The 24,567-nt window shown below is 40.2% G+C and carries 19 protein-coding genes and 1 pseudogene; 16 read left to right on the top strand and 4 right to left on the bottom strand.

Annotated features, from left to right (window positions below; genetic code table 11):
* Window positions 1–23 precede the first annotated feature (23 nt).
* Window positions 24–854 carry a vitamin B12 ABC transporter substrate-binding protein BtuF gene (btuF, locus tag M1F17_RS05365; RefSeq protein WP_144140758.1) on the top strand — a complete coding sequence of 277 codons (831 nt, stop codon included), beginning with the start codon at window positions 24–26 and terminating at the stop codon, window positions 852–854.
* Between the two features lie 142 nt (window positions 855–996).
* Here the strand turns inward: btuF and erpA are convergent, their stop codons facing one another.
* A complete protein-coding gene (erpA, locus tag M1F17_RS05360; RefSeq protein WP_004260480.1) occupies window positions 997–1,341 on the bottom strand; it encodes an iron-sulfur cluster insertion protein ErpA in 345 nt (114 codons plus the stop codon).
* A 213-nt stretch (window positions 1,342–1,554) separates the two neighbouring features.
* Between erpA and hemL the strand changes: the two genes are divergently transcribed.
* Window positions 1,555–2,844 (top strand): glutamate-1-semialdehyde 2,1-aminomutase, encoded by a 1,290-nt coding sequence (hemL, locus tag M1F17_RS05355; protein ID WP_318837429.1) that lies wholly within the window; start codon window positions 1,555–1,557, stop codon window positions 2,842–2,844.
* A 1,098-nt stretch (window positions 2,845–3,942) separates the two neighbouring features.
* Here hemL and mrcB read toward each other — a convergent pair.
* Window positions 3,943–6,465 carry a bifunctional glycosyl transferase/transpeptidase gene (gene mrcB / locus M1F17_RS05350; protein ID WP_004260488.1) on the bottom strand — a complete coding sequence of 841 codons (2,523 nt, stop codon included), beginning with the start codon at window positions 6,463–6,465 and terminating at the stop codon, window positions 3,943–3,945.
* A gap of 182 nt (window positions 6,466–6,647) precedes the next feature.
* Window positions 6,648–9,107, bottom strand: a pseudogene (hrpB, locus tag M1F17_RS05345) (ATP-dependent helicase HrpB).
* Window positions 9,108–9,207: 100 nt separating this feature from the next.
* On the opposite strand from hrpB, the gene sfsA reads away from it, so the two are divergent.
* From sfsA to panD, 7 genes are all read left to right on the top strand, one after another.
* Complete coding sequence (gene sfsA, locus M1F17_RS05340; RefSeq protein WP_004260493.1) at window positions 9,208–9,918, top strand: DNA/RNA nuclease SfsA; 711 nt, start codon at window positions 9,208–9,210, stop codon at window positions 9,916–9,918.
* A 195-nt stretch (window positions 9,919–10,113) separates the two neighbouring features.
* Window positions 10,114–10,569, top strand: a complete 456-nt coding sequence (gene dksA / locus M1F17_RS05335; RefSeq protein WP_004260494.1) for an RNA polymerase-binding protein DksA — start codon at window positions 10,114–10,116, stop codon at window positions 10,567–10,569.
* Between the two features lie 729 nt (window positions 10,570–11,298).
* Window positions 11,299–12,645, top strand: coding sequence for a polynucleotide adenylyltransferase PcnB (pcnB, locus tag M1F17_RS05330; RefSeq protein WP_206077539.1), 1,347 nt, complete (start codon window positions 11,299–11,301; stop codon window positions 12,643–12,645).
* Between the two features lie 17 nt (window positions 12,646–12,662).
* Entirely contained in the window at window positions 12,663–13,154 is a 492-nt protein-coding gene (gene folK, locus M1F17_RS05325) for a 2-amino-4-hydroxy-6-hydroxymethyldihydropteridine diphosphokinase (protein WP_004260498.1), read from the top strand.
* Window positions 13,155–13,212: 58 nt separating this feature from the next.
* Window positions 13,213–14,004 (top strand): 3-methyl-2-oxobutanoate hydroxymethyltransferase, encoded by a 792-nt coding sequence (panB, locus tag M1F17_RS05320; RefSeq protein ID WP_036958292.1) that lies wholly within the window; start codon window positions 13,213–13,215, stop codon window positions 14,002–14,004.
* 30 nt (window positions 14,005–14,034) lie between these two features.
* Window positions 14,035–14,898 (top strand): pantoate--beta-alanine ligase, encoded by an 864-nt coding sequence (panC, locus tag M1F17_RS05315; protein ID WP_144140760.1) that lies wholly within the window; start codon window positions 14,035–14,037, stop codon window positions 14,896–14,898.
* Window positions 14,899–15,134: 236 nt separating this feature from the next.
* Entirely contained in the window at window positions 15,135–15,515 is a 381-nt protein-coding gene (panD, locus tag M1F17_RS05310; protein WP_036958294.1) for an aspartate 1-decarboxylase, read from the top strand.
* A gap of 176 nt (window positions 15,516–15,691) precedes the next feature.
* On the opposite strand, the gene can is transcribed toward panD, so the two are convergent.
* Window positions 15,692–16,366: a carbonate dehydratase gene (gene can / locus M1F17_RS05305; protein ID WP_004260515.1), complete on the bottom strand. Its 675-nt coding sequence runs from the start codon at window positions 16,364–16,366 to the stop codon at window positions 15,692–15,694.
* Window positions 16,367–16,623: 257 nt separating this feature from the next.
* Between can and M1F17_RS05300 the strand changes: the two genes are divergently transcribed.
* The 7 genes from M1F17_RS05300 (at window position 16,624) to M1F17_RS05270 (ending at window position 24,558) form a co-directional block, all read left to right on the top strand.
* Window positions 16,624–17,565: an ABC transporter ATP-binding protein gene (locus M1F17_RS05300; RefSeq protein WP_318837283.1), complete on the top strand. Its 942-nt coding sequence runs from the start codon at window positions 16,624–16,626 to the stop codon at window positions 17,563–17,565.
* Window positions 17,562–18,332: an ABC transporter permease gene (locus tag M1F17_RS05295; protein WP_004260522.1), complete on the top strand. Its 771-nt coding sequence runs from the start codon at window positions 17,562–17,564 to the stop codon at window positions 18,330–18,332. The genes M1F17_RS05300 and M1F17_RS05295 overlap by 4 nt, the downstream gene beginning before the upstream one ends.
* Before the next feature lie 747 nt (window positions 18,333–19,079).
* A complete protein-coding gene (locus tag M1F17_RS05290; protein ID WP_318837282.1) occupies window positions 19,080–19,625 on the top strand; it encodes a fimbrial protein in 546 nt (181 codons plus the stop codon).
* Window positions 19,626–19,674: 49 nt separating this feature from the next.
* Complete coding sequence (locus M1F17_RS05285) at window positions 19,675–20,352, top strand: molecular chaperone (RefSeq protein ID WP_197739528.1); 678 nt, start codon at window positions 19,675–19,677, stop codon at window positions 20,350–20,352.
* 21 nt (window positions 20,353–20,373) lie between these two features.
* Window positions 20,374–22,956 carry a fimbria/pilus outer membrane usher protein gene (locus M1F17_RS05280; RefSeq protein WP_318837281.1) on the top strand — a complete coding sequence of 861 codons (2,583 nt, stop codon included), beginning with the start codon at window positions 20,374–20,376 and terminating at the stop codon, window positions 22,954–22,956.
* Window positions 22,957–22,970: 14 nt separating this feature from the next.
* Complete coding sequence (locus M1F17_RS05275; RefSeq protein WP_004260537.1) at window positions 22,971–23,993, top strand: fimbrial protein; 1,023 nt, start codon at window positions 22,971–22,973, stop codon at window positions 23,991–23,993.
* Window positions 23,994–24,009: 16 nt separating this feature from the next.
* Window positions 24,010–24,558: a fimbrial protein gene (locus M1F17_RS05270; protein ID WP_165119655.1), complete on the top strand. Its 549-nt coding sequence runs from the start codon at window positions 24,010–24,012 to the stop codon at window positions 24,556–24,558.
* Window positions 24,559–24,567 lie beyond the last annotated feature (9 nt).

Below are 24,567 nucleotides of genomic sequence, written 5' to 3'. Positions count from 1 at the left end.
TTAATTCTACGATGAATTTTGTTATGAAACGAATTACGCATTATTTTTCCCTTACTATCACCTTATTATGTGCTTTATTGGTGGCCTTTTCTGCACTAGGAGCGGCAAAGCAGCGCGTTATTAGTTTATCACCGGCCAATACTGAACTTGCTTATGCAGCAGGGCTTGGAGATAGCTTAATTGCGGTCAGTGCTTACTCCGATTACCCAGAGCAAGCAAAAAAATTAGAACAAGTCTCTGATTGGCAAGGTTTAAATGTAGAACGTATTATCGCACTTAAACCTGATTTAATCCTCGCATGGCGGGGAGGTAACCCCCAGCGGCCTCTTGAGCAACTCGCAGGTCTCGGTATCCCAATTATTTATTTCGATCCTCAAACTATTGATGATGTCATCAACTCAGTGATTGAATTAGCACAATACAGCCCAACCCCAGAGATAGCACAACAAAATGTTGAAAAAATGCGCTCTAGGGTCGCTCCTTATCAAAAAGAAAAAATTTCTAATAAAAAATCAAAGAAAGTGTTCATTCAGCTCGGTACTCAGCCTTTATTTAGCGCAGGTAACCACACGCTGCAAAATGATGTCGTAGAGTTTTGTGGGAGTGAAAATATTTTTGCTAACAGCGCTGTTCAATGGCCTCAAGTCAGTCGTGAGCAGGTGCTCACTCGCAAACCAGATGTAATAATCATGACGGGCTCGGCAGAACAGGAAAAAGCAGTGAAAGAATTTTGGCACTCACAGCTCAATGTCCCAATTATCCGATTAAATGAAGATTGGTTTCACCGAGCAGGCCCAAGGATTGTTAATGCGACAGAACAACTGTGCGAGCAGTTAAACGCATTATCTGATTGAGAATTACAAATTACAAAAATTTTCTAAATAGTTCGAGTTGTGGCAAGGCGGCAAATGAAGATATCTCGGGGAGCATACATTAGTATGTGACCCGAGTAACTGAATGAAGCCAACACCGCCACAGCTCGAAATATGACGAAAATTAGACGCTGAAAGACGAACCACACCCACAAGTAGACTTAGCATTCGGATTGGTCACAATAAAGCGCGAACCTTCTAAGCCTTCAGTATAATCAACACTTCCACCCACTAAATATTGTAGGCTCATTGGGTCTACGACAAGAGCAACACCTTGTTTCTCGATTGTCATATCGCCTTCATTGATCTGGTCATCAAATGTGAAACCATATTGGAAACCGCTGCATCCGCCACCAGTGATATAAACACGCAGACGCAGGTTTGGGTTGTCCTCATCAGAGACTAGATCTTTAACTTTAATTGCTGCCGCATCAGTAAATTGCAAAGGCAGAGCTGCATCATCACTCATTTTTTACTCCAAACCGGTGACCGGTAAATTCATGTGTAGGCTAAAACCTACTCAGATCAATTAACCTAATTATCCGCCACTTGACTAAATGGTTCAAGTGTTGTTACGCAATTAGACACATTGTGCATATCTTCGTATCAACATTTGGTTTAATTGGTGTGGTGCTTTAGAATGAGAGCAATTTTTTTCTTAGCCTCTTTCTGGAGCCCTGCGATGTCACAATCTGAAAAACTTTACGCACAAGCAAAAGAACAAATTCCTGGTGGTGTAAACTCCCCTGTTCGTGCTTTTAATGGTGTTGGTGGAACCCCATTATTTATTGAAAAAGCGGATGGCGCTTATATTTATGACGTTGATGGTAAAACCTATGTAGATTATGTTGGCTCATGGGGACCAATGGTTTTAGGCCATAACCATCCTGAGATCCGTGATGCCGTGATCAAAGCGGTTCATAAAGGATTAAGTTTTGGTGCTCCGACTGCCGCTGAAGTTGAAATGGCTGAATTAGTTTGTGAACTAGTCCCCTCTATGGATATGGTACGCATGGTAAATTCAGGCACTGAGGCGACCATGAGCGCAATTCGCCTAGCTCGGGGTTACACAGGCCGTGACAAAATCATCAAATTTGAAGGCTGCTATCATGGCCATGCAGATTGCTTATTAGTCAAAGCGGGTTCTGGTGCGCTTACTATGGGCGAACCAAACTCTCCTGGCGTTCCTGAAGATTTTGTCAAACACACATTAACTTGTACCTATAATGACCTGTCTTCAGTCCGCCAAGCATTTGAAAATTATCCAGAAGATATTGCATGTGTCATTGTTGAACCTGTTGCAGGAAATATGAATTGCGTACCACCAACAGCTGAATTTTTACCCGGTTTACGTGCATTATGTGATGAATTCAATGCCGTACTCATCATTGATGAAGTCATGACAGGCTTTCGCGTCGCATTAGGTGGGGCACAAGATTACTACGATGTTCAGCCTGATTTAACCTGTTTAGGTAAAATCATCGGTGGTGGTATGCCTGTTGGTGCCTTCGGTGGCCGCCTTGAAATTATGGAAAAACTAGCACCAATTGGGCCTGTTTACCAAGCAGGGACCTTATCTGGTAACCCTGTCGCGATGGCTGCTGGCCTCGCTTGCTTAAAAGAAGTCTCTCAGCCGGGAGTCCACTCACGTTTAAATGAATTAACAGAAAAGTTAGCTCGTGGTTTAAAACGTGTTTCCGCAGAGCAAGGTATCCCGATGGTTATCAATCACGTCGGTGGCATGTTTGGTATTTTCTTCACCGATGCCCCAACCGTAACTTGTTACCAAGATGTGATAAAATGCGACGTTGAGCGCTTTAAGAAATTTTTCCATTACATGTTAGAGCAAGGTATTTACCTCGCGCCTTCTGCATTTGAAGCTGGCTTTATGTCTATCGCCCACAGCGATGAAGACATTGAGAAAACTATCAAAGCCGCAGAAACTGCATTGATGAAAATTAAAGAGAATTAATTCACATTGATGTTATAGAGGTGAAATTTTATCCATTTTCACCTCTATTTTTTTATAGTTAAGATATAGTTAAGAATAGATAACTCTAGGTTCGACACCACAATTCCCTAACTAATTAGCATTCAAATAATTAGCCTTTCAAATAAGCAATTCACCAACTAATTAATTCTCTAAATAGTTCGAGTTGTGGCAAGGCGGCAAATAAGGAAATCCCTAAGAGCAAACACAAGTATGTGACTAGGGTTGACGAATGAAGCCAACACAGTCACAACTTGAAATATGACGAGAAAAGCCTTACACCACAATTCCCTAACTAATTAGTATTCAAATAATTAGCCTTTCAAATAAGCAATTCGCCAACTAATTAATTCTCTAAATAGTTCGAGTTGTGGCAAGGCGGCAAATAAGGAAATCCCTAGGAGCATACACAAGTATGTGACTAGGGTTGACGAATGAAGCCAACACAGTCACAACTTGAAATATGACGAAAAAAACCTTACACCACAATTCCCTAACTATTTAGCATTCAAATAATTAGCCTTTCAAATAAGCAATTCACCAACTAATTAATTCTCTAAATAGTTCGAGTTGTGGCAAGGCGGCAAATAAGGAAATCCCTAGGGGCATACACAAGTATGTGACTAGGGTTGACGAATGAAGCCAACACAGTCACAACTTGAAATATGACGAGAAGAGCCTTACACCACAATTCCCTAACTAATTAGTATTCAAATAATTAGCCTTTCAAATAAGCAATTCACCAACTAATTAATTCTCTAAATAGTTCGAGTTGTGGCAAGGCGGCAAATAAGGAAATCCCTAGGAGCATACACAAGTATGTGACTAGGGTTGACGAATGAAGCCAACACAGTCACAACTTGAAATATGACGAGAAGAGCCTTACACCACAATTCCCTAACTAATTAACATTCAAATAATTAGCCTTTCAAATAAGCAATTCACCAACTAATTAATTCTCTAAATAGTTCGAGTTGTGGCAAGGCGGCAAATGAGGAAATCCCTAGGAGCATACACAAGTATGTGACTAGGGTTGACGAATGAAGCCAACACAGTCACAACTTGAAATATGACGAGAATTTAGGGGTTATTGCCAAACATATCCTTAACCCAATCCGGCGCATCATCTTGTTGCTCGCCATTATTACCATTTAAGTCCCAGACCGGGGCTTGCTCTTCTGACGCTTGGCATAACCCTTCTGGGTTATCTGTCCAAATCGGCAACATTCTACCGCCGCCGAAGTTTGAGCAACTTAATTGGCCGTCAGCAGTGACTTGCATATCAACAATGCCCTCTGGTGCACGGTTGATAAGTGCTAATGGCGCTTGGTTATCTAAGTAGCGTTGGTACACTTTCAGTGCGCCTGTCGCCCCTGTTAATTGTGTTGGACCGTTATTATCACGGCCAACCCACACAATCGCCACTTCTTTGCCATCAATACCTGCATACCAGCTATCGCGTAGATCGTTAGTTGTCCCTGTTTTACCGGCTAAATTATACTTGGCGTATTTGGTCAATAAGACTCTGCCCGTACCTTGTTTAACCACTTGCTGCATACCATACAATGTGAGGTATGCCGCTTGGGAAGGTACTGCTCGCTCTGCTGATGGGTAGCTTTGGTAAATTTCATTGCCATCTCCATCAATAACAGAACGCAATGCAGATAATTTCGCACGATTACCGTCACCACCAATGGTTTGATAAACTTGAGCAACTTCCGCTGGTGTTAGGTTAACTGCACCTAATAACATCGCAGGAACTTTTTCCATAGCAGCCGCGGGAGCTCCTAAGCGTACAAAAGTATTAAACACTTGGTCTAAACCAACCTCTAGCCCTAAGTTTACCGTTGGGATATTTTGTGATTTTGCCAAAGCGTCAACTAACATCATACGGCCGTTGAAATTACGGCTGTAGTTTCTTGGGCTCCAGTTTTGATTCCCGACTTTTACTGTTAGTGGCTCATCTTTTAACCATGTATTTAAACGAAAACGGTCCGGTTCACTTAGTGCAGCGAGGTATACCGGAGGTTTTGCCAGAGAACCAATGCTACGCCGTGCATTTAACGCACGGTTAAACCCTGAATATTGGGGTTGAGAACCACCAACCATAGCGCGTACTTCGCCATTAATGCGGTCAACTACCACCATTGCACCTTCTATGTCATCTAATTTACGAGATTTACGTAAATCAGCGACACCATTCTCAACTGCATTTTCAGCCGCAGTTTGAGCCACAGGATCTAGAGTGGTAAAAATTTTCGCACCAGAGAGTTCTTTAACTTTATCGCCCAATTTTTCATTGAGTTCTGAACGAACCATTTGCATAAAGGCAGGTTGAGAAGCCACTAGCCCTTCTTTATTTTTCACACCGAGAGGCCTTGCGCTCAGTACCTGATACATTTCTTGGTCAATCACACCGCGTGTTTCCAAGATTTTCAGTACGATATTACGGCGTTTAATCGCATTTTGTGGCTTAGTCCAAGGGTTATACGTTGATGCCCCTTGCACCATACCGACTAATAACGCCTGTTGATCAAAACTTAGTTCATTGATTGGACGACCAAAGTAATACAAGCTCGCTAATGGGAAACCACGAATTTCATCATTACCATTTTGGCCTAAAAAGACTTCGTTTAAATACAGCTCTAAAATGCGCTCTTTGCTGTAGTTATAGTCCAATAAAACCGCCATGTACGCTTCATTGGCTTTACGTTTTAATGTCCGTTCATTGGTCAAAAAGAGATTTTTGACTAACTGCTGAGTTAAGGTACTTCCCCCTTGAACAGAGCGTCCTGCACTTAAGTTAGCAACAACAGCACGGCCAATAGAGTACAAACTGACACCATCGTGCTCATAAAAGTTTCGATCTTCGGTTTCTAGTAAGATTTTAACTAAGGACTCAGGGAAATCAGATATCGGTAAAACTAACCGTTGCTCATTATTCGCCGACTGCATCATCGTGATCAGTTTCGGGTCCAAGCGGAAAAAGCCAAATGAGCGGCCGTTTTCCATATTTTCAATTTTGCTCAACGCGTTATTATCAAACACCATACGCGCGAGTATTTGCCCTTCTTTTTGATCAGGGAAATTGAACGGTCGGCGTAAGATTTCGATACTATTACCGCGTACTACAAATTCGCCCGATGTCGTTATTTTACTCACTTTACGGTATTGCATACCTTCAAGCAGGCGAACCATTTCAGCCTGGCTGTAGTCCATGCCCGGTTCAAGATTAACCATCCGGCCGTATACTGCGGCGGGTAAATCCCAAACCTTACCATCGAGACGTTCTTTAATTTGTTGGTTTAAATAAAAACCATATGCCGCGAGTAAAACAGCAAATACGATCATCAGTTTGACTAGCAGCCAAAACCAACGCCATTTACTTTTTACCTTCCGAGGCTTGTTCTTTTTTGAGCCTTTTTTAGCCATTTGCTCTTCTTCATCTTCATCATCGAGATATTGTTCATCAATATCATCATCTTCAAATAAATCTTCATCGTCATAGTCATCGCGGTCTCTACGGCGGCGAGATGAAGACTGTTTTTTCCCAGCAGTTTTTTTATTACGTCTGCCGATCGGTTCAAAATCTTTACCTGACATGGTCACTCCATATCACATGACAAAATAACTTAATAACTCACTAGTTACGCCAGTTTAGTGGTTAATTTTGGCTCATAACCTCAGAGATTTCACCAAAGAAAGCTCTTAATTACATTTCCTTACTCAGGTTAACGCATCGATAGCCTGAATGAGGAAACCCGCTATTAGAGCACAAAAATAGGTTATTTCGCACCCATCATCGCTTTTTTTGTTTGTCTCGTTGGCGCAGTATTTGCAGGGTCATCCGGCCATAAATGCTTTGGATAACGCCCTTTCATCTCTTTTTGTATCTCTTTATAGCTACCCTGCCAAAATGCGCCAAGGTCTTGCGTAATCTGTAATGGCCGCATCGCAGGAGAAAGCAAAGAGAGCGTAATAGGAATTTTCCCTTGTGCTACTGTCGGGTTCGCTTTTTCCCCGTACATTTCTTGCATACGAATAGCTATCACTGGTGGCTTATCTAACGAATAGTGAATACTTACATCATGTAAAGATGGCGCTCGATAGGTCTTCGGAAACATACTTTCTAACCACTGTTGCTGCTGCCAATCTAATCGATTGATTAATAAAGAGGCTAAATCAATCTGCTGTAGTTTTTGCTTATTTGTTATGCCATCAAGATAAGGTTCAAGCCATTCATCTAACGAATCTAATAGCGCTATATCATCAAAATCAGGAAAAGCAATATCAGGAAAATGCCGCTTAGCTAGCATGCAGCGAATACACAATTGCAAAGCATCTTCCTGCCAATTTAACTGCTGCAAGCCATTTTGCTTCAACCAATAAACCAGCGCTTGGCGAATCTCAGCCTTATCAGGGTTGCTCAAACGTTCTGATTTCACTACTAATTGGCCACATTGCAAGCGTTTCCAAGCTAATAAGGTCCCTTTTTGTTCATCTCATTCGACCGTTTCTTGAGTGTTAAATAAAGATGGGCAATCTGCTTGTAATCTGTCAATTTCAATAGGATAAGCCAAGGAAATACGCGCATCCGCCATATTTTCGGGTTGCCATAAAGACACCACCATTAACCACGACTCTCCCATTAGCCTATCCGATTCACCCAATATTGCCCCTAAACCACTCGCTAATTGATAGCGATGTTGGTTATCTCGAGATTTCGCAATGCGATCGGGATAACCCACAGCTAACAACGTTGGTAGCCACTCACTAATTAGCGCATCTTGCTGACCAATGGTACTCAACACTTTTTGTTCGCAAAGCGCTGATGCTCTCTTGCACCACCCCTCAGTTGGCCTTTCTATATAATAACGAAGATCCGCATCTTGTTGACGAGGAGGTTCCTCGATAATCGCCACCAGCAACGCAGCTAATTGAATAACATGCTGATTTTGGGTTTGTTGTGCCTTACATAGTATTGCCGCTGTTCGCACTGAACTGCCTAACACCGCCATCTGCTGCCCAAAAGGCGTTAACTTACCAGCCACATCAATGGCACCTAATTGATTAAGTAAATTTTTTGCCGCAGATATCGCAGGTTTCGGGGGTAAAGTCAGCCAATTCAGCTGTGCCACGTCGTGACAGCCCCACTGTAATAAAGATAACCATAAGTTGCTTAGGTCACTTTGTGCAATTTCAGCCTCGCTAAATTGAGCCGCACGTTCAGCTTGCTCTTCACTAAATAAGTGCCAACAAACACCTGCTTCTAAACGGCCAGCTCGACCAGCTCGCTGCGCCATCGATGCTTGGCTGATTCGCTGTTTAATGAGCTTTGTCAGTCCTGTTCGTGGGTTGAACTGACCCACACGTTCAAAACCACTGTCCATCACAAGGCGGATCCCTTCAATCGTTAAACTGGTTTCCGCAATATTGGTGGCTAATACGACCTTTCGCATTCCTTCTGGTGCCAGCTGTATCGCCTGTTGCTGAGCCTGTAGAGATAATGCTCCGTATAAAGGACATAAAAGTATGTCCTCACTTACCATCGAAGCGAGTTCTACTCTTACTTTCTCGATTTCCCCCATACCTGGAAGAAATAATAATAAAGACCCGTGCTCTTGTTGCAATAACTGCCAAGCCGCTAGTGCCACTTCTTTATGAAAGAGTTTATTTGGGTTAATCGGATGATATTCACGTATTACGGGGAACGTACGCCCTTGTGAAGTGATAACTGGAGCATCAGGAAACAACTGATTCAGCCCTTGATCATCCAGTGTCGCTGACATCAATAGAATACGTAAATCTTCACGTAAGGCTTGCTGTGAATCAATTAACAAAGCGAGACCTAAGTCTGCCTGTAAATTTCGTTCATGAAACTCATCTAAAATGACTAAGCCAACCCCTTCAAGCATTGGGTCATTTTGCAGTAAGCGGGTCAGTACGCCTTCTGTCACGACTTCAAGACGCGTGTGGCGACTAACTCTAGTTTCAGAGCGCATGCGTAAACCGATGGTATGACCGATATCTTCACCAAGTTGCTGTGCGAGGCGAGCCGCTACTGAACGTGCCGCTAAGCGACGGGGTTCCAACATAATAACCCGCCCATCAATAACCCCACTTTTTAATATTTCTAACGGTAAAACCGTTGATTTACCTGCACCTGTAGGTGCATGAAGCAAAACTTGAGGTGAAGCGACTAACGCGGTAAGTATGTCCTCACAAACTTCGAATATCGGTAACACTGAGGTTATCACTCCATGTATTTAACTTTTACTGTCAGACATTGTAGCATTAGCCTCTTTTGCCAGTAAGCATATTACCGACAACGATAGCGGAGACCCCATGGAATTTGAACCCGCCTTACAACCAGCTACTTTGATTAAGCGTTACAAGCGCTTTTTGGCTGATGTTACTTTACCGAGCGGTGAAGAAATTACAATTCACTGTGCGAATACAGGCGCTATGACAGGTTGTGCTACCCCTGGTGATACCATTTGGTATTCGACGTCCAATAATACAAAACGCAAGTATCCGTATAGTTGGGAGTTAACCCAAACCACAAATGGCCACTTTATTTGCATTAATACCCTTCGTGCGAACCAATTAGTTGCACAAGCCTTAGCCGAAAAACACATTCCAGAATTATCCGAATACAGCGTAATAAAGCCTGAAGTTAAATATGGCACAGAAAATAGCCGAATCGATTTCTATCTCACGCAAAATGGATTACCAGATTGCTTTATCGAAGTAAAATCAGTAACTTTACTAGAAAATAATCAGGGGTTCTTTCCTGATGCAGTGACACTTAGAGGCCAAAAACATTTAAGAGAGCTCATGCATATTGCGAAAGAAGGAAAAAGAGCCATACTATTGTTTGTTGCTTTACACACAGGTATTCACGTAGCATCTGCAGCGGCACATATTGATAAACAATATGCGCTCTTATTGGAGGAAGCGAGACAAAGTGGTGTTGAAGTGCTTTGTTATCAAGCTGATATAACTGTTCAACAAATGGTGTTAAGTAAGCAGATTCACTTTAACTCTATTAAATAAAGTTTTTTTAACCGTTTTTTATACGAGGCCGCAGAGTTCTGGGCGCTAAAAAGGGAATAAACACGCTCGCCCTCACAGCATTACAAAACTCATTGCAGGAACGATTGCCAAGAGCGCAGTCTTCTGCTATTTATAGCGACCTTAATTTTTCCCCCTTGGGGTTTTTGTAAAATTTGCGTGTGTAGGAGAAGCATTATGCAAGAAGGGCAAAAACGTAAGACATCGTCCTTAAGCATTCTCGCCATTGCTGGGGTTGAACCCTATCATGAAAAAGCTGGCGAAGAGTACATGAACGAGGCCCAGTTGGCGCATTTTAAGCTCATTCTCGAAGCATGGCGCAATCAACTCAGAGATGAAGTGGACCGGACTGTTACTCATATGCAAGATGAGGCAGCTAACTTTCCAGACCCCGTTGATAGAGCCGCTCAGGAAGAAGAATTCAGCCTTGAATTACGTAACCGGGACCGTGAACGTAAACTGATTAAGAAAATCGAAAAAACGCTGAAAAAAGTTGAAGATGACGACTTTGGCTATTGTGAATCATGTGGTGTAGAAATTGGTATCCGCCGTTTGGAAGCCCGTCCTACCGCTGATTTATGTATCGACTGTAAAACATTAGCTGAAATTCGCGAAAAGCAAATGGCTGGCTAGTGTCTATATGGAGTCCTGAACGGCGCATATTACTGCGCCGTTACAAGGGAACTCTACATCCTGTTATGTTCAGCTCAGAGCTTATTCCTTGCGTTAGCTATCACATAAAATCTATCCTTCCCGCATCTTTTTGCCAATTGGTTGGCGATAACGTCCTATCGTGCTCTTTTAAGTAAGATAAACATTTACTTTCACGTAATTTTTTACGGAGATAGATTTGGCTGTTATTTAACCCCATAGTTTGAAGTTGAATAATCCTCTAACAACAAAAAAGCGCTTAAAATAAGGCTTCTAAACCTATACTTCTATAGTGAGATCGCTTTTTGAGCTATTATTTTGCGTAAATTTTATTGGTAACGTTTATAATTAGAGATGACTTTTATTCGTTTAACCATTCTCAAAGAAACTTCTGTGAGCTATGATTAGCCGCTTATTTTTGTTTAATGAATATTGGTAATGACATCGAGGTGTACTATTTTTAACCGAGTAGCAAATTTCTGCCGTAATATTTTATCTCGCAATACAGACGCATCCCCTGAAGATGTAGAACAACATCGTGATACTTCGCGAGATATACAGGCAGCCGGTAAAAGGCCAGTCACTCATTCTGCTCATGCGCAAACCGCATCTAAAGAGCAGAACACCGCTCAACCCCATAAAACAGCCCCTATTAAAAAAACGGTTCGTCAATCTCAACGTGCCGATTCAACACCTGAGAAGCGCCCTACAATGACAACCGTAAACGACGAAAACATTACTGTTATCCCGCGTTCCGAACATCCTATTTCGCGTAGTGATATTAGTGACAATGCATTAAAAGTACTGTATCGCTTAAATAAAAGTGGCTTTGAAGCCTACTTAGTGGGGGGTGGTGTGCGTGATTTGCTTTTAGGCCAAAAGCCTAAAGACTTCGATATAACTACGAACGCAACACCTGAGCAGATCCGCAAATTATTTCGTAATTGCCGTCTAGTTGGTCGTCGTTTCCGTCTAGCCCATATTATGTTTGGCCCCGAAATTATTGAAGTTGCAACTTTCCGTGGTCACCATGACCAAAATGTGTCAGATGACAAAAACTTATCTGCACAAGCGCAAAACGGTATGTTGTTACGCGACAACATCTTTGGTTCTATTGAGGAAGATGCGATTCGTCGGGACTTCACCGTTAATAGCCTATATTACAATATTGAAGACTTCACATTACGTGACTACGTTAATGGTTTGAAAGACCTCAAAGCTGGCGTTATTCGTTTAATTGGTGACCCTGAAACGCGCTATCGTGAAGACCCAGTCAGAATGCTAAGAGCGGTACGTTTTGCCTGCAAATTAAATATGAGCATCGAGCCGAAAACCGCAGAACCAATTTACCAACTCGCTCATTTATTGAGAGAAATTCCATCAGCTCGGTTATTTGAAGAATCACTCAAATTACTCCAAGCAGGCCAAGGTTACGCGACCTATAAAATGCTCAAAAAATATGGTTTATTTGAGCAACTTTTCCCTGTTGTCGCAAGCCGCTTTACTGATAACAGTGATTCGCCAATGGAAAAAATCATTGAGCAAGTCCTTAAAAATACTGACTTCAGACTAAAAAATGATAAGCGTGTTAATCCTGCTTTTTTATTTGCTGTTATGTTATGGTACCCAGTTACTGAGCATGCTGAGAAGCTATCTCAAGAAGGCGGGTTGGCCTATTACGACGCCTTTGCGCTGGCAATGAATGATATTTTAGATGAACAGTGCCGCTCGATTGCGATCCCAAAACGCATTACAACCACTATGCGTGATATTTGGTTATTGCAATTACGCTTACCTCGCCGCCAAGGTCGCCGTGCAAATAAACTGATGGAGCACCCAAAATTCCGTGCAGCGTTTGATTTATTAGAATTAAGAGCCAATGTTGAGCACCGCAACGAGTTACAAGAGTTAGCGTTATGGTGGACTGATTTTCAACAAGCGAATAATATCAAACAGCGTGAAATGATTTCGGAATTAGGTAGTGCCCCTACTCGCCGCCGCCATCGCCCACGTTCATCACAAGGTGGAACCGGCGCTCGCCGGCCGAATAAGTCATAATAGATAGAGAGAATACAATGGAACAAGTCTATATTGCTGTAGGAAGTAACCTTGGTGAGCCGCTGCTACAGGCACAGCAAGCTATTGCAGCATTAGATGCTATTCCTAATAGCCGCGTTGTTTCTACCTCTTCTGTTTATCGAACCAAACCATTAGGCCCACAGGACCAGCCAGATTTTTTGAATCTGGCTGTGCTACTAGAAACAAGCCTTGAGCCTGAAGTTCTTCTTAACCATACACAAAAAATCGAACTTGAGCTTGGCCGTGTACGCAAAGAGGAACGTTGGGGGCCACGAACGCTTGACCTCGATATCATGCTTTTTGGTAACCGTATCATCAATACTGAACGGTTAATCGTTCCACATTATGGGCTAAAAGAGCGTGAGTTTATGTTGTATCCGCTTAGCGAAATCGCCCCTTCCCTTGTTTTTCCTGATGGCGAAAAGCTTTCAGAAAGACTCACACAAGTCCCTCGAAATGGCCTAATGTTTTGGGATATTCCAGCCTAAAATATTCAACCTCTTATGAGGTATGGTCGCAGGGAGATCATTTCCGGAGGTTATTATAATGAAACCAATTTCTCTGGCTGATTTATGTCAGTTTAAAAAAGACAAACACAAATTTGCAACCATGACAGCCTATGACTCAAGCTTTGCTCAATTATTTTATGAGCAAGGTATTCAGGTGATGCTCGTTGGAGACTCACTGGGAATGACGATCCAAGGTGAATCATCTACTTTACCTGTGACTGTCGAGCAAATTGCTTACCACACCCGATGCGTTCGCAAAGGTGCACCAAACGCCTTCATTATTGCAGATATGCCATTCATGAGTTACGCCACACCAGAACAAGCTTGTTCTAATGCAGCAATTTTGATGCAAGCGGGTGCAAACATGGTGAAAATTGAGGGTGGCAGCTGGTTATGTGATACCGTAAAAATGCTAGGAGAACGCTCTGTTCCTGTGTGTGGTCATCTAGGTTTAACACCTCAAGCCGTGAACGTTCTTGGCGGTTATAAAGTCCAAGGACGCGATGAGGTCACGGCAAATCAATTACTCAAAGATGCGATTGCATTAGAAAATGCAGGTATCCAATTATTGGTTCTCGAATGTGTTCCAACTGCCTTAGCAAGTCATGTTTCTGAAGAACTGCTATTACCGGTGATTGGTATTGGCGCAGGAAATGGAACTGATGGACAAATCCTTGTTATGCATGATGCACTGGGTATTACCGCACGAGCGCCTAAATTTGCTAAAAACTTTTTAGCTCAAGCAGGCAACCTTCATGATGCTATTCGTATGTATATCCAAGAAGTAGAAGATGGCATTTACCCAAGTGAAGCACATTCTTTTTCTTAATTGATGCCAGTAATTATAAGGAACACACGTATGCTTATCGTTGAAACGGCACTTATCTTACGCCGTGAAATTCGTCGTTGGAAACAAGAAGGTAAACGTATTGCACTTGTCCCAACGATGGGTAATTTACACGATGGTCACTTAACACTCATTGACCAAGCGAAAAAACAGGCTGATATTGTGATTGCCAGTGTATTCGTGAACCCTATGCAATTTGATAGGCAATCTGATTTAGCCAATTACCCACGAACTTTGCAAGAAGATTGCGAAAAATTAAAGCGTCGTGATATCAATTTAGTTTTTGCACCTTCCCCGCAAGAATTCTACCCAGAAGGGATGGAAAAACAGACTTTTGTTGAAGTTCCTGAGTTATCGACCATGTTAGAAGGCGCAAGCCGTCCCGGTCATTTTAGAGGTGTCGCAACGGTTATCACTAAGCTGTTCAACTTAGTTCAGCCAGATATTGCCTTGTTTGGTGAAAAAGATTACCAACAGTTGCAATTAATTCGCAAATTAGTTTCTGACTTATCATTTGATACTCAAATTGTTAGTGTCCCAACGGTTAGAGCTAAAAATGGCCTAGCACTGAGTTCACGTAACAATAATTTGTCAGCAGAAGAGCTAAAAATAGCGCCTAAGCTGTATCAAATTATGCAACAAGCGGGTGAAAAATTAGTGGCTGAACCTAGCGCATCTGAGGTTATTATTGAAGAGATGAATAATAGCTTACGTGAAGCGGGTTTTACCCCTGATGAGCTATTTATTCGCGATGCAGAGACGTTGTTACCATTTGGTGATTCCAGTAAACGTGCGGTTATTTTAATGGCGGCATGGTTAGGTCAAACACGTCTTATTGACAATTTACAAGTTGACCTGCAACGCGATATTGCATAAAACAATAAGACTTATAACACTATCACAGCAACCATCTTGCTGCGTTGCTAAGCCTGTTGCGACTTATATACACGTAGTCAACAACGCTGCAGTTTTGAAGGCACTATGATTTTATTCAAAGTCATTCAGATTGCAGCTAGGCGGCAAGTAAGTGAGTCCCTAGGAGCATACATAAGTATGTGACTAGGGCGAACGCACGTAGTCAACAACGCTGCAATTTGAAGGACGAAGAAGAAATGTTAAGAAGAATGTTACAAGGCAAACTCCATCGCGTCACAGTCACACAGGCAGACCTACACTACGAAGGGTCATGTGCGATTGATCAGAACTTCATGGATGCTGCTGGGATCCTTGAATATGAAGCCATTGATATCTATAACGTCGATAATGGTGAGCGTTTTTCAACCTACGCGATTTCTGGCGAGCGCGGTTCAAAAATTATCTCAGTTAATGGTGCTGCTGCACGCCGTGCCGCGGTAGGCGATAAACTCATTATTTGTTCATATGTACAAATTGACGATGAAGATGCGCGCACGCATAAACCGAAGGTTGCTTATTTTGATGAAAACAATGTCATGAGCAGGGTTGCTAAAGCAGTGCCTGTACAAGTCGCTTAATATAAGAAAGCACCATTCTATAGCGCTTGAGATTGTTGATAAAGCGGGATAAATACCTATTTTTCCCGCTTTGTTTTATCTGCCCAACGTTAATAAGTTGTTTTTTAGGGTTTTACTTTCAAAGCTTGCTCTAATTGCTGATGACATAATAGGTTTACCAGCAATCAGAGGGCAATTTAGCAATCCTTTTTACTTAAATTATTTTTTTGCGTTAATGTCGCAATTGCTTCACGGTAACAAAGTTCAAGTTTTTCTCTGCTATCCGCCGTAATATGAAGGTCTTGCAATCGGCCATTGTTAATACCGTAGACCCAGCCGTGGATCATGACTTTTTGACCGCGTTTCCACGCTGATTGCATAATGGTAGAGTGGCCTAAATTATAAACTTGTTCCACAACATTTAGTTCACATAAACGGTTAAGTCGCTCGCAAGGTTTTAATTCACCTAACATAGAGCTGTGTCTGTACCAAATATCACGTATGTGTAATAACCAATTATTGATTAAGCCGAGTTCGGTATTATCAACAGCCGCTTCAATACCACCACAACCATAGTGACCACAAATAATGATGTGCTCAACTTGTAAGACATCAACGGCATATTGAATAACAGATAAACAATTAAGATCCGTGTGGATAACTAAATTAGCAACATTACGGTGAACAAAAAGGTCGCCAGGTGCTGCGTTAATTAGCTTTTCTGCAGGTACTCGACTGTCTGAGCAGCCTATCCATAAGAATCTTGGCTTTTGCGCTTTTGATAATTCTTTGAAGAATTCAGGATCTTGCTCTTTTACTGATGCTGACCATGCTTCATTGTTAGCAAACAGTTCTTCTATTTTTCTCATCATGACTTATAGCCTAATTGTGTTACTTTGCGATAAAATCTTATACAGCATTTATTGATTAATTAATAATTAGTTATACTAATTTTAATGCCCTTATGATGAACCTCTCCTTTAGACAAAACAACCCTAAATTAGTAACATATTGAATTATCTTAGATAAATTAATTATCTCTTTTCTGCATAACATAGGACAGAAAAAAGTGGCATCATTAGGATATATTGCCGCCAAACTATCTTAAGAATAAAGGTTTTTTTTACATATGACATATGCACTTGAATTATCGCAGTTAACCAAAACCTACCCCGGTGGTGTAAGAGCCTTGCGAGGAATCGACTTAAGCGTTGAAAATGGCGATTTTTATGCTTTGCTAGGACCAAATGGTGCAGGTAAATCAACTACAATCGGGATTATCAGCTCATTAGTGAATAAAACGAGTGGGAGTGTAAAAGTTTTTGGTTATGATTTAGAAAAGCAAGTTGTACAAGCAAAACAACAACTTGGTTTAGTGCCTCAAGAATTCAATTTCAACCCTTTTGAGACAGTACTACAAATCGTCCTTAACCAAGCGGGTTACTATGGAGTCACTCGTTCAGTTGCTGTAGAACGTGCCGAACAGTATCTGACTCAACTTGATTTATGGGAAAAACGCAATGAGCGTGCCCGCAATCTATCAGGTGGAATGAAACGCCGTTTAATGATTGCTCGTGCTTTAATGCACCAACCAAAATTATTAATACTCGATGAGCCAACAGCAGGAGTGGATATCGAGTTACGTCGTTCTATGTGGACATTTTTGAAGAATCTAAACGCTCAAGGGACGACAATCATTTTAACAACTCACTATTTAGAAGAAGCTGAAATGCTGTGCCGTAATATTGGTATTATTCAACATGGTGAGCTAGTTGAAAATACAAGTATGAAACAACTACTTAGCCAACTAGAATCAGAAACTTTTATTTTTGATCTAATGCCCAAAAGTCCTGTTCCTCAATTATTAGGGTATGAATCTCGTTTGATAGACACATCAACACTTGAAGTGGATGTAAAAAGAGAGCAAGGCCTAAATAGTGTTTTTAGCCAATTCAGCGAGCAAGGTGTACAAATTTTAAGTATGCGTAATAAAGCGAACCGTTTGGAAGAGTTATTTGTTAATTTAGTCAAAAAAGAAAGCCATGCGGCCGAGAAGGAGATTGTAAAATGATCTCATTGTACTGGGTAGCATTAAAAACTATTTGGATAAAAGAAGTCACTCGATTTGGTCGTATCTGGGTACAAACCTTATTACCACCAGTCATTACAATGTCACTATACTTTGTCATTTTTGGTAATTTAATTGGCTCAAGAATTGGTGATATGGGTGGTGTGGACTATATGCAATTTATAGTTCCGGGGTTAATCATGATGGCAGTTATCACTAACTCTTACTCTAATGTCTGCTCTTCATTTTTTGGTTCTAAATTTCAAAAGAATATTGAAGAGTTACTGGTTGCACCTGTTCCAACACACATAATTATTGCTGGTTTTGTTGGTGGAGGTGTTGCTCGTGGGATCCTAGTTGGTTTTTTAGTCACGTTAGTGTCACTATTTTTTATTCCACTACAAGTCCATTCATGGGTTATGGTTGTAGTAACCTTGTTGCTAACCGCTATTGTATTTTCACTTGCTGGGCTATTAAATGCAATTTTTGCTAAGACGTTTGATGATATCAGTATCGTTCCTACTTTTGTCCTAACACCGTTAACTTATTTAGGTGGTGTCTTTTATTCGCTATCCTTATTACCGCCAGTTTGGCAGGCTATATCTAAATTAAACCCTATCGTGTATATGATTAGTGGATTTAGATATGGATTCCTAGGTATTGCAGATGTATCAATCGCAATTACTCTTGGTGTACTGATGATTTTCTTGATAGTTTTTTATTTACTAACTTGGTATTTGATTGAACAAGGTAGAGGGTTACGCAGTTAATTTAGCCTAGATTATAAATAATAAAAAGGTCATATCTATCGTTGTCATTCAGCTAATTAGATATGGCCTTTTATTTTTAAGTAAAATCACTTAATCAAGCAAAGAATATTCTCGATAAAAAATCAAAACTAAAGTAAATTTAATAAAAAATTATATATTAAAGAGAGTTTACTACCCCTTTAATTTAAACCATAAATAGTTTCTTGTTGAAAAAATTAAAATTCATGGTCTTATCATTCATTTTATTTACCTGAAAAGGTAAAAATAAAAAGATGATTTTATAGCACTGCCAGATCATATCTTATGAGTTTTCACATTTCCCCTACAGCAAATAAGCTTTAAATACCTTAAATACCAACTTTGGAGATTTTTAATACCACGCATCTCGTATAATAAGAATATTGGCCTGCATATATCCGTTAAATTATATTTCAAACGAAATACAATGTTACAGTTACTTAAATAATATTTAAATTTAATTTTAATATGATTGTTATCGTTAACAGTTAAGAAAATGTCAGTTTATTGGATTATTCATCTATATTATTAACTTAAAAGCGTTATTTCAAAGTTAAACATCGCAATCTAAGTAAAATACTTAAAATTACTCGTTTAATGGATTTACTTTAAAAACACTAATATAATTTTGATGTGTGAAATATATGGGATAATAGTTATTAAAAAATAACTTAGTCATCTAACCTGAATATAATTAATGATTCTTTACTAGATAGATAAGAGGTTCCTATGATTTTTAAAAAGTCAGTATTAATGGCATCAATTATTATGGTTTCATTATCAAGTGTGGCACATGCTGCAATTGATAGCGGTAATGCTAAAGGCACCATAAATTTCAAAGGTCAATTTATTGATACGACTTGTACTATTGAAGTTAATAATACAAACAAAAATGAAGGTGTAGTGCAACTTGGCACTTGGATGACTAACACCTTCGATAAAGTCGGTGAATTAACTGATGTAGTTCCTTTAACAATAGGCTTGAGTGGCTGCCCTGCAACATTAGCACGTGCTCGCGTCACCTTCGGAGGAACCGCACACCCAGATAACAACCAATTATATGCTGTCAATGAGGCTGAAGGTGTTGGTATTGGTATTTCTGGTGATGTTAACGGAACAAATTTCTATACTCCAGACACAGAAGCTGATGGTATTGATTTGAAAGGTAATAGTGGCGAAAAAACATATTATGCGCGTTACGTTACAACCGCAAATGAAGTTACTGCTGGTAAAGCAAACGCTGACGTTACTGTCACTATTCAATATAACCAATAGTTCACTGAATTAAGGGAACATTCGTTCCCTCTTTTTATAGGGGAAAATTTTGAAAAAGCATCTCATTTCATTAGCGCTTTTATTTATGACGACTCTTAATGCAAACGCCAGTGTTATTTTAGGTGGCACTCGTGTTATTTATGAAGGCAATAAGAAAGAAGCTTCAATTTCAGTGAGAAATGATGACAAAACACCTTATCTTGTACAATCTTGGGTCAATAATTTTAATAATAATGATAAGCAAAAAGTACCGTTTACTGTAACTCCTCCACTTTTTCGCATTGAACCTGAATCAGCCAATGCTATTCGAATTGTTTTAACAGATTCTCAGTTACCCTCTGATAAAGAATCAGTTTATTGGCTAAATGTTAAATCAATTCCACCATCAGACCCAAATGCAACAAATAATTTAACGATTTCAATTAATAACAAGATTAAATTATTTTATCGCCCTGCAGATTTACCAACAGCAGAAGCATTAATTGCGTATGAAAAATTAACCTTTAAAAAACAAGGAAACTATTTAAAAGCAAATAATCCAACGCCTTATTATGTTTCATTCGGGGAGTTGAAGGTTGGTAATAAAGAAATTGCAGAACCAGGCATGGTCCCTCCTCTGGGCGAAGCGTCATGGAATATTTCGGGAACTCAAGCAAACCAAGTTACTTGGAGTGCAATTAATGACTATGGAACGATAACGAAAGCGAAAACTCAGACATTAAAATAATCAGTTGGAAGAACATTCATTATGCGCTGCATTTCAAGAAAGCAACATCCATTAAATCGTCATTATGACGCGATAACCGATTTGCATAATGGGGTAACTTATTTTCGATTAAAAAAAATATGTCAGGTAGTAACTGCAATAATTTTGGCTGGAATAAGCATTAGTCATGTATCTGCGGAAGATTATTTTAGTCCTAGCTCACTCAGCGTCATTGATGGCCAAAATATTGCAGATCTACCTAATTTAGACCAGTTTGCTAACCCTGGAGGCCAGTTAGCGGGAGAATATCATGTCGATATTATCGTAAATGGTATTTTAATGGATTCTAAGGTTATCGAATTTGTTAAGGATGATAAATCAAGCCAATTAATTCCACGCATAACAAAAGAAGAATTAGCACTTTGGGGAGTTAAAGTTAATTCTATTCCAGCATTGGCTGCACTTTCTGCTGGGCAATATATAGGCCCAATAGGCGAATATATACCCGAGGCAAAATCTACGCTTGAATTGAATCAACAGAAGCTGAATATCTCAATACCTCAAATTGCTATGAATAAACAAGCATTAGGTACTGCTCCCGCTAGTCAATGGGAAAATGGTGTTCCTGCTTTAATCTTAAATTATTATTATAGTGGTTCAAACAATTGGAGTCGTAATAACGCCAAAGATACAAACTCTCATTATTTCAACCTTCGTAGCACTGGAAATCTAGGCCCATGGCGTTTAAAAAACTATTCGACTTATACGGATAATAGTGGAGAACGCGAATGGAAAAACATTGAGACTAGCTTAGAAAGAGGGATTAATTTCTTAAAATCTCAATTAGTGATTGGTGACACAGCGACACCAAGTGAGATTTTTGATGGTTTTCAATTCCGTGGTATTCAATTACAAAGTGATGAATCCATGCTACCTAGTTCAATGAGAGGTTTTGCTCCCATTATTAGGGGAATAGCTCAAAGTAACGCAGAAGTTACGATTAAACAAAATAACTATGTTATTTATCAATCCTATGTCTCTCCAGGTGCATTTGAAATTAATGATTTATACCCAACAGGGACTAGCGGTGACTTAACCGTTATAATTAAGGAAGCGGATGGTACTGAACGCTCATTTACTGTTCCGTTCTCATCAATTGCTATTATGCAGCGAGAAGGGCAACTCAAGTATTCATTAACGGGGGGAAAATATAAATCTAATGCATCCGGTGAAGTAGAACCTGATTTCCTGCAAAGTACTTTTATTTATGGGTTACCAAAAGGTATTACTGGGTATGTTGGAACTTTAATATCAAAAAATTACCAATCTTATGCGATAGGAATGGGAATTAATTTAGGTAGTTTGGGAGCACTATCGGCTGATGTTACACAAGCAAATAGCCAAAATTTATTAGGGAAAGAAGATACCGACAGTGGGCAGTCATATCGTTTTCAATACTCCAAAAACGTGACCTCGACTGGTACATCTGTAACTTTAGCTAACTATCGTTACTCAACGGAAGGTTTTTATTCATTCAGTGAAGCTAACAGTAATCAACCTAAAATATATCGCGATAATAAAAAAAATCGCTTTCAAATCTCACTAAATCAGTCACTAAATGAATTCGGTAATATTTATTTTTCTAGTTATCAGCAAGATTATTGGAACCGTTCGGGTAAAGAACGCTCATTAAATGCAGGTTATAACAAAAGCTTTGATGGGATCACTTATAACTTTAATTACAGTTATTCTGATAGTGCTTATCAACGTAAAGCTGATAATTACTTCTCTTTTTCAGTTTCTATTCCACTTAATAATACATCCGGCAATTACACATCGATAAATAGTAGTATTACAGCGGATAACAGCGGCAATGCAGACGCAATGATGGGAGTAAGTGGTACTCTTGGCGAAAAAAATAATATTAATTACGCTGTTCAGCAGTCATATGGAAATAAAGAAACTCGTGGTAGTGGAAATGCCTCGGCATCTTATCGAGGAAGTTACGGTGTTGCTAATGCGGCCTATGGCTATGATAGATATTCACAGCGAGCAAACTATGGTTTAACAGGGGCGATTGTTGCTCATCCATATGGTATCACTTTAGCCCAGCCTATCTATGATTCTTTCGCGATTATTCGAGCTCCGGGGGCGGAAAATGTGCAAGTTTTAAATCGAGCTAATATTTCAACCGATTCTCGAGGTTACGCCATTGTGCCTTATCTCAATCCTTATACTAAAAATGAAATATCCCTCAACATTGACTCTTTACCTGAAAATGTTGAATTAAAAACCAATACAGTTAATGCGGTACCAACAAAAGGCGCCGCAATTTTGGCAAGCTACCAAACTCATGTCGGTTACCGATTATTATTTAATGTTACTCATAATGGAAAACCAGTGCCTTTCGGTGCAATGGCCCAATTCGCTCAAAGTGATGACCAAAATATGAGCTCAGGTATTGTCGGTGATAATGGTGATGTGTATCTCAGTGGGATGCCAGAGCAAGGGCGGCTACAAATTAAATGGGGTAAAAACCAAGAAGATCAGTGTGTTGCCGAATATAAATTAACCGCTGAACACTTGAAGCATCATTTACCCATATTGCCCGTCAACTGCCAATAAAATAGGTTTTGAATATGAATATAAAACAAATTATTGCTTTGGTTGGTATTACCTTGTTTTCATTTAACGCGCTCAGTGTCGGGCAGTTTCGTATCAATTTAGGGGATTTAGAAATTGATACGGCAGCTCATAAACTTCCCCGTGAAGCGATATTGGGTAATGGCTGGAAGCAATTTGAATCTACAGGGAATCAAGAATTATGTGTTGCTGAAGGGCCGGGAAACTTTAATTTTACTCCTCAAGTAAATAGCCAACCCGTAGGAATGGTGATTAATGATGGATCAGGGAGTTACCCCGTTTTTAGCACTGGCATTAATGGCGTGGGTTATGTCATGGCATTAAGGCAAAAAGGAACGAGCCAATGGTATCCATTAACAGGAAATAATAGCGAAATTAGTGCCATTGATGGCTCATCATCGCTACAACTTGAAACACGAATGATGTATGTCAAAACCGTTCAAGGAGATATTGAAGGAACGGATAAAGCTGTTACACATTTTAATCCAGTCAAAGTGCAATGCAGTGGTGATATGAATTGGGTCTCATCAGTAGGGGAAATATTGCCTGCATCAACATTGATTTCATGGGCACAACGCACTTGTGCAGTTTCATCAGTTCGACAATCGGTCGACCTCGGCGTCCATGACATCGCTAAAGTTCGCTCGTTAAATATAGGAGATACCTTTGGCCATGCTCAACAGTCGATTACGATTAACTGCCCTGCCATCATGTCTGTAGCCTACACCGTAGCTGATAACTTGCATCCAAGTAATATAAATACAGATATTATTTATTTAGAAAATGAAAGCGAAAACCCTGGGTTTGCGGTGCGAGTATACGAAGCGGGTCAATCTTCCCCATTGAAATTAGGAGGAGACCGTACCTTATCCAACAATTATGTCTATTCCTTGCTGGATAAAGCAAGTCTGAGCCCCATTGTCACAAAAACATTTGAATTCAGATATGTCAAAACATCAAATGAAGTGAAGGCAACTCATGGTAATGCACAGGTTACGGTTACCCTTGTGTATAAATAATCAAGGGTCATTATTTATGAAACATAATTTAAATCTATTTGTACTGTTTTTTATATCTCTAATGCCAATGAATGTGATGGCTGTGGATGCCTATATCAAGGTGAATTTCACAGGTTCGATTAAAGGTGAAACGTGTAGCATATCTTCTGCTGCGCAAGGTGTTGATTTAGGAATGTGGTTTTTAGAAGGTGATGGAAGCAACTTCCCTCGTAACTCAGTGACGGATTGGGTGGAATTTGATTTGGTTTTTAATTGTTCAACAGTAAATCGACAAGTGAGTGGCGCCTTAGAAGGAACTCCTGCTGCACTAGATAGAAAGCTATTTGAGTTGGATCAGACTGAAGGTTCAGCGAGCGGAATGGCAATTCAAGTTGAAGCTTATTCACCCGAGCGCAAACGTTGGGAAGCAAAAAATGCAAATGAAGTCAGCACCTTAATTAGTGCGGCAGGGACAACTTCAGGAACTAATACAGTTCAATTGCGCGCACGCTATAAGCAATTAGCAAATAGCGCAACACCAGGTACGGCAAATGCCTCTATTACATTCGTTGTACGAAATAATTAAGGGGAAGCA

It is taken from the genome of Providencia sp. PROV073, from assembly GCF_033688125.1.
GTDB classification, from domain to species: domain Bacteria; phylum Pseudomonadota; class Gammaproteobacteria; order Enterobacterales; family Enterobacteriaceae; genus Providencia; species Providencia hangzhouensis.
This window is presented reverse-complemented; position numbering and strand designations above follow the sequence as displayed.

Excerpts from the sequence above, each read along its gene's own strand:
- erpA (WP_004260480.1), bottom strand. The coding sequence starts at position 1,341 with ATGAGTGATGATGCAGCTCTGCCTTTGCAATTTACTGATGCGGCAGCA.
- sfsA (WP_004260493.1), top strand. The coding sequence starts at position 9,208 with ATGGAATTTGAACCCGCCTTACAACCAGCTACTTTGATTAAGCGTTAC.
- M1F17_RS05270 (WP_165119655.1), top strand. The coding sequence starts at position 24,010 with ATGAAACATAATTTAAATCTATTTGTACTGTTTTTTATATCTCTAATG.
- btuF (WP_144140758.1), top strand. The coding sequence starts at position 24 with ATGAAACGAATTACGCATTATTTTTCCCTTACTATCACCTTATTATGT.
- M1F17_RS05275 (WP_004260537.1), top strand. The coding sequence starts at position 22,971 with ATGAATATAAAACAAATTATTGCTTTGGTTGGTATTACCTTGTTTTCA.
- dksA (WP_004260494.1), top strand. The coding sequence starts at position 10,114 with ATGCAAGAAGGGCAAAAACGTAAGACATCGTCCTTAAGCATTCTCGCC.
- M1F17_RS05280 (WP_318837281.1), top strand. The coding sequence starts at position 20,374 with ATGCGCTGCATTTCAAGAAAGCAACATCCATTAAATCGTCATTATGAC.
- can (WP_004260515.1), bottom strand. The coding sequence starts at position 16,366 with ATGATGAGAAAAATAGAAGAACTGTTTGCTAACAATGAAGCATGGTCA.
- panB (WP_036958292.1), top strand. The coding sequence starts at position 13,213 with ATGAAACCAATTTCTCTGGCTGATTTATGTCAGTTTAAAAAAGACAAA.
- panC (WP_144140760.1), top strand. The coding sequence starts at position 14,035 with ATGCTTATCGTTGAAACGGCACTTATCTTACGCCGTGAAATTCGTCGT.
- panD (WP_036958294.1), top strand. The coding sequence starts at position 15,135 with ATGTTAAGAAGAATGTTACAAGGCAAACTCCATCGCGTCACAGTCACA.
- pcnB (WP_206077539.1), top strand. The coding sequence starts at position 11,299 with ATGACAACCGTAAACGACGAAAACATTACTGTTATCCCGCGTTCCGAA.
- mrcB (WP_004260488.1), bottom strand. The coding sequence starts at position 6,465 with ATGTCAGGTAAAGATTTTGAACCGATCGGCAGACGTAATAAAAAAACT.
- folK (WP_004260498.1), top strand. The coding sequence starts at position 12,663 with ATGGAACAAGTCTATATTGCTGTAGGAAGTAACCTTGGTGAGCCGCTG.
- M1F17_RS05300 (WP_318837283.1), top strand. The coding sequence starts at position 16,624 with ATGACATATGCACTTGAATTATCGCAGTTAACCAAAACCTACCCCGGT.
- hemL (WP_318837429.1), top strand. The coding sequence starts at position 1,555 with ATGTCACAATCTGAAAAACTTTACGCACAAGCAAAAGAACAAATTCCT.
- M1F17_RS05290 (WP_318837282.1), top strand. The coding sequence starts at position 19,080 with ATGATTTTTAAAAAGTCAGTATTAATGGCATCAATTATTATGGTTTCA.
- M1F17_RS05295 (WP_004260522.1), top strand. The coding sequence starts at position 17,562 with ATGATCTCATTGTACTGGGTAGCATTAAAAACTATTTGGATAAAAGAA.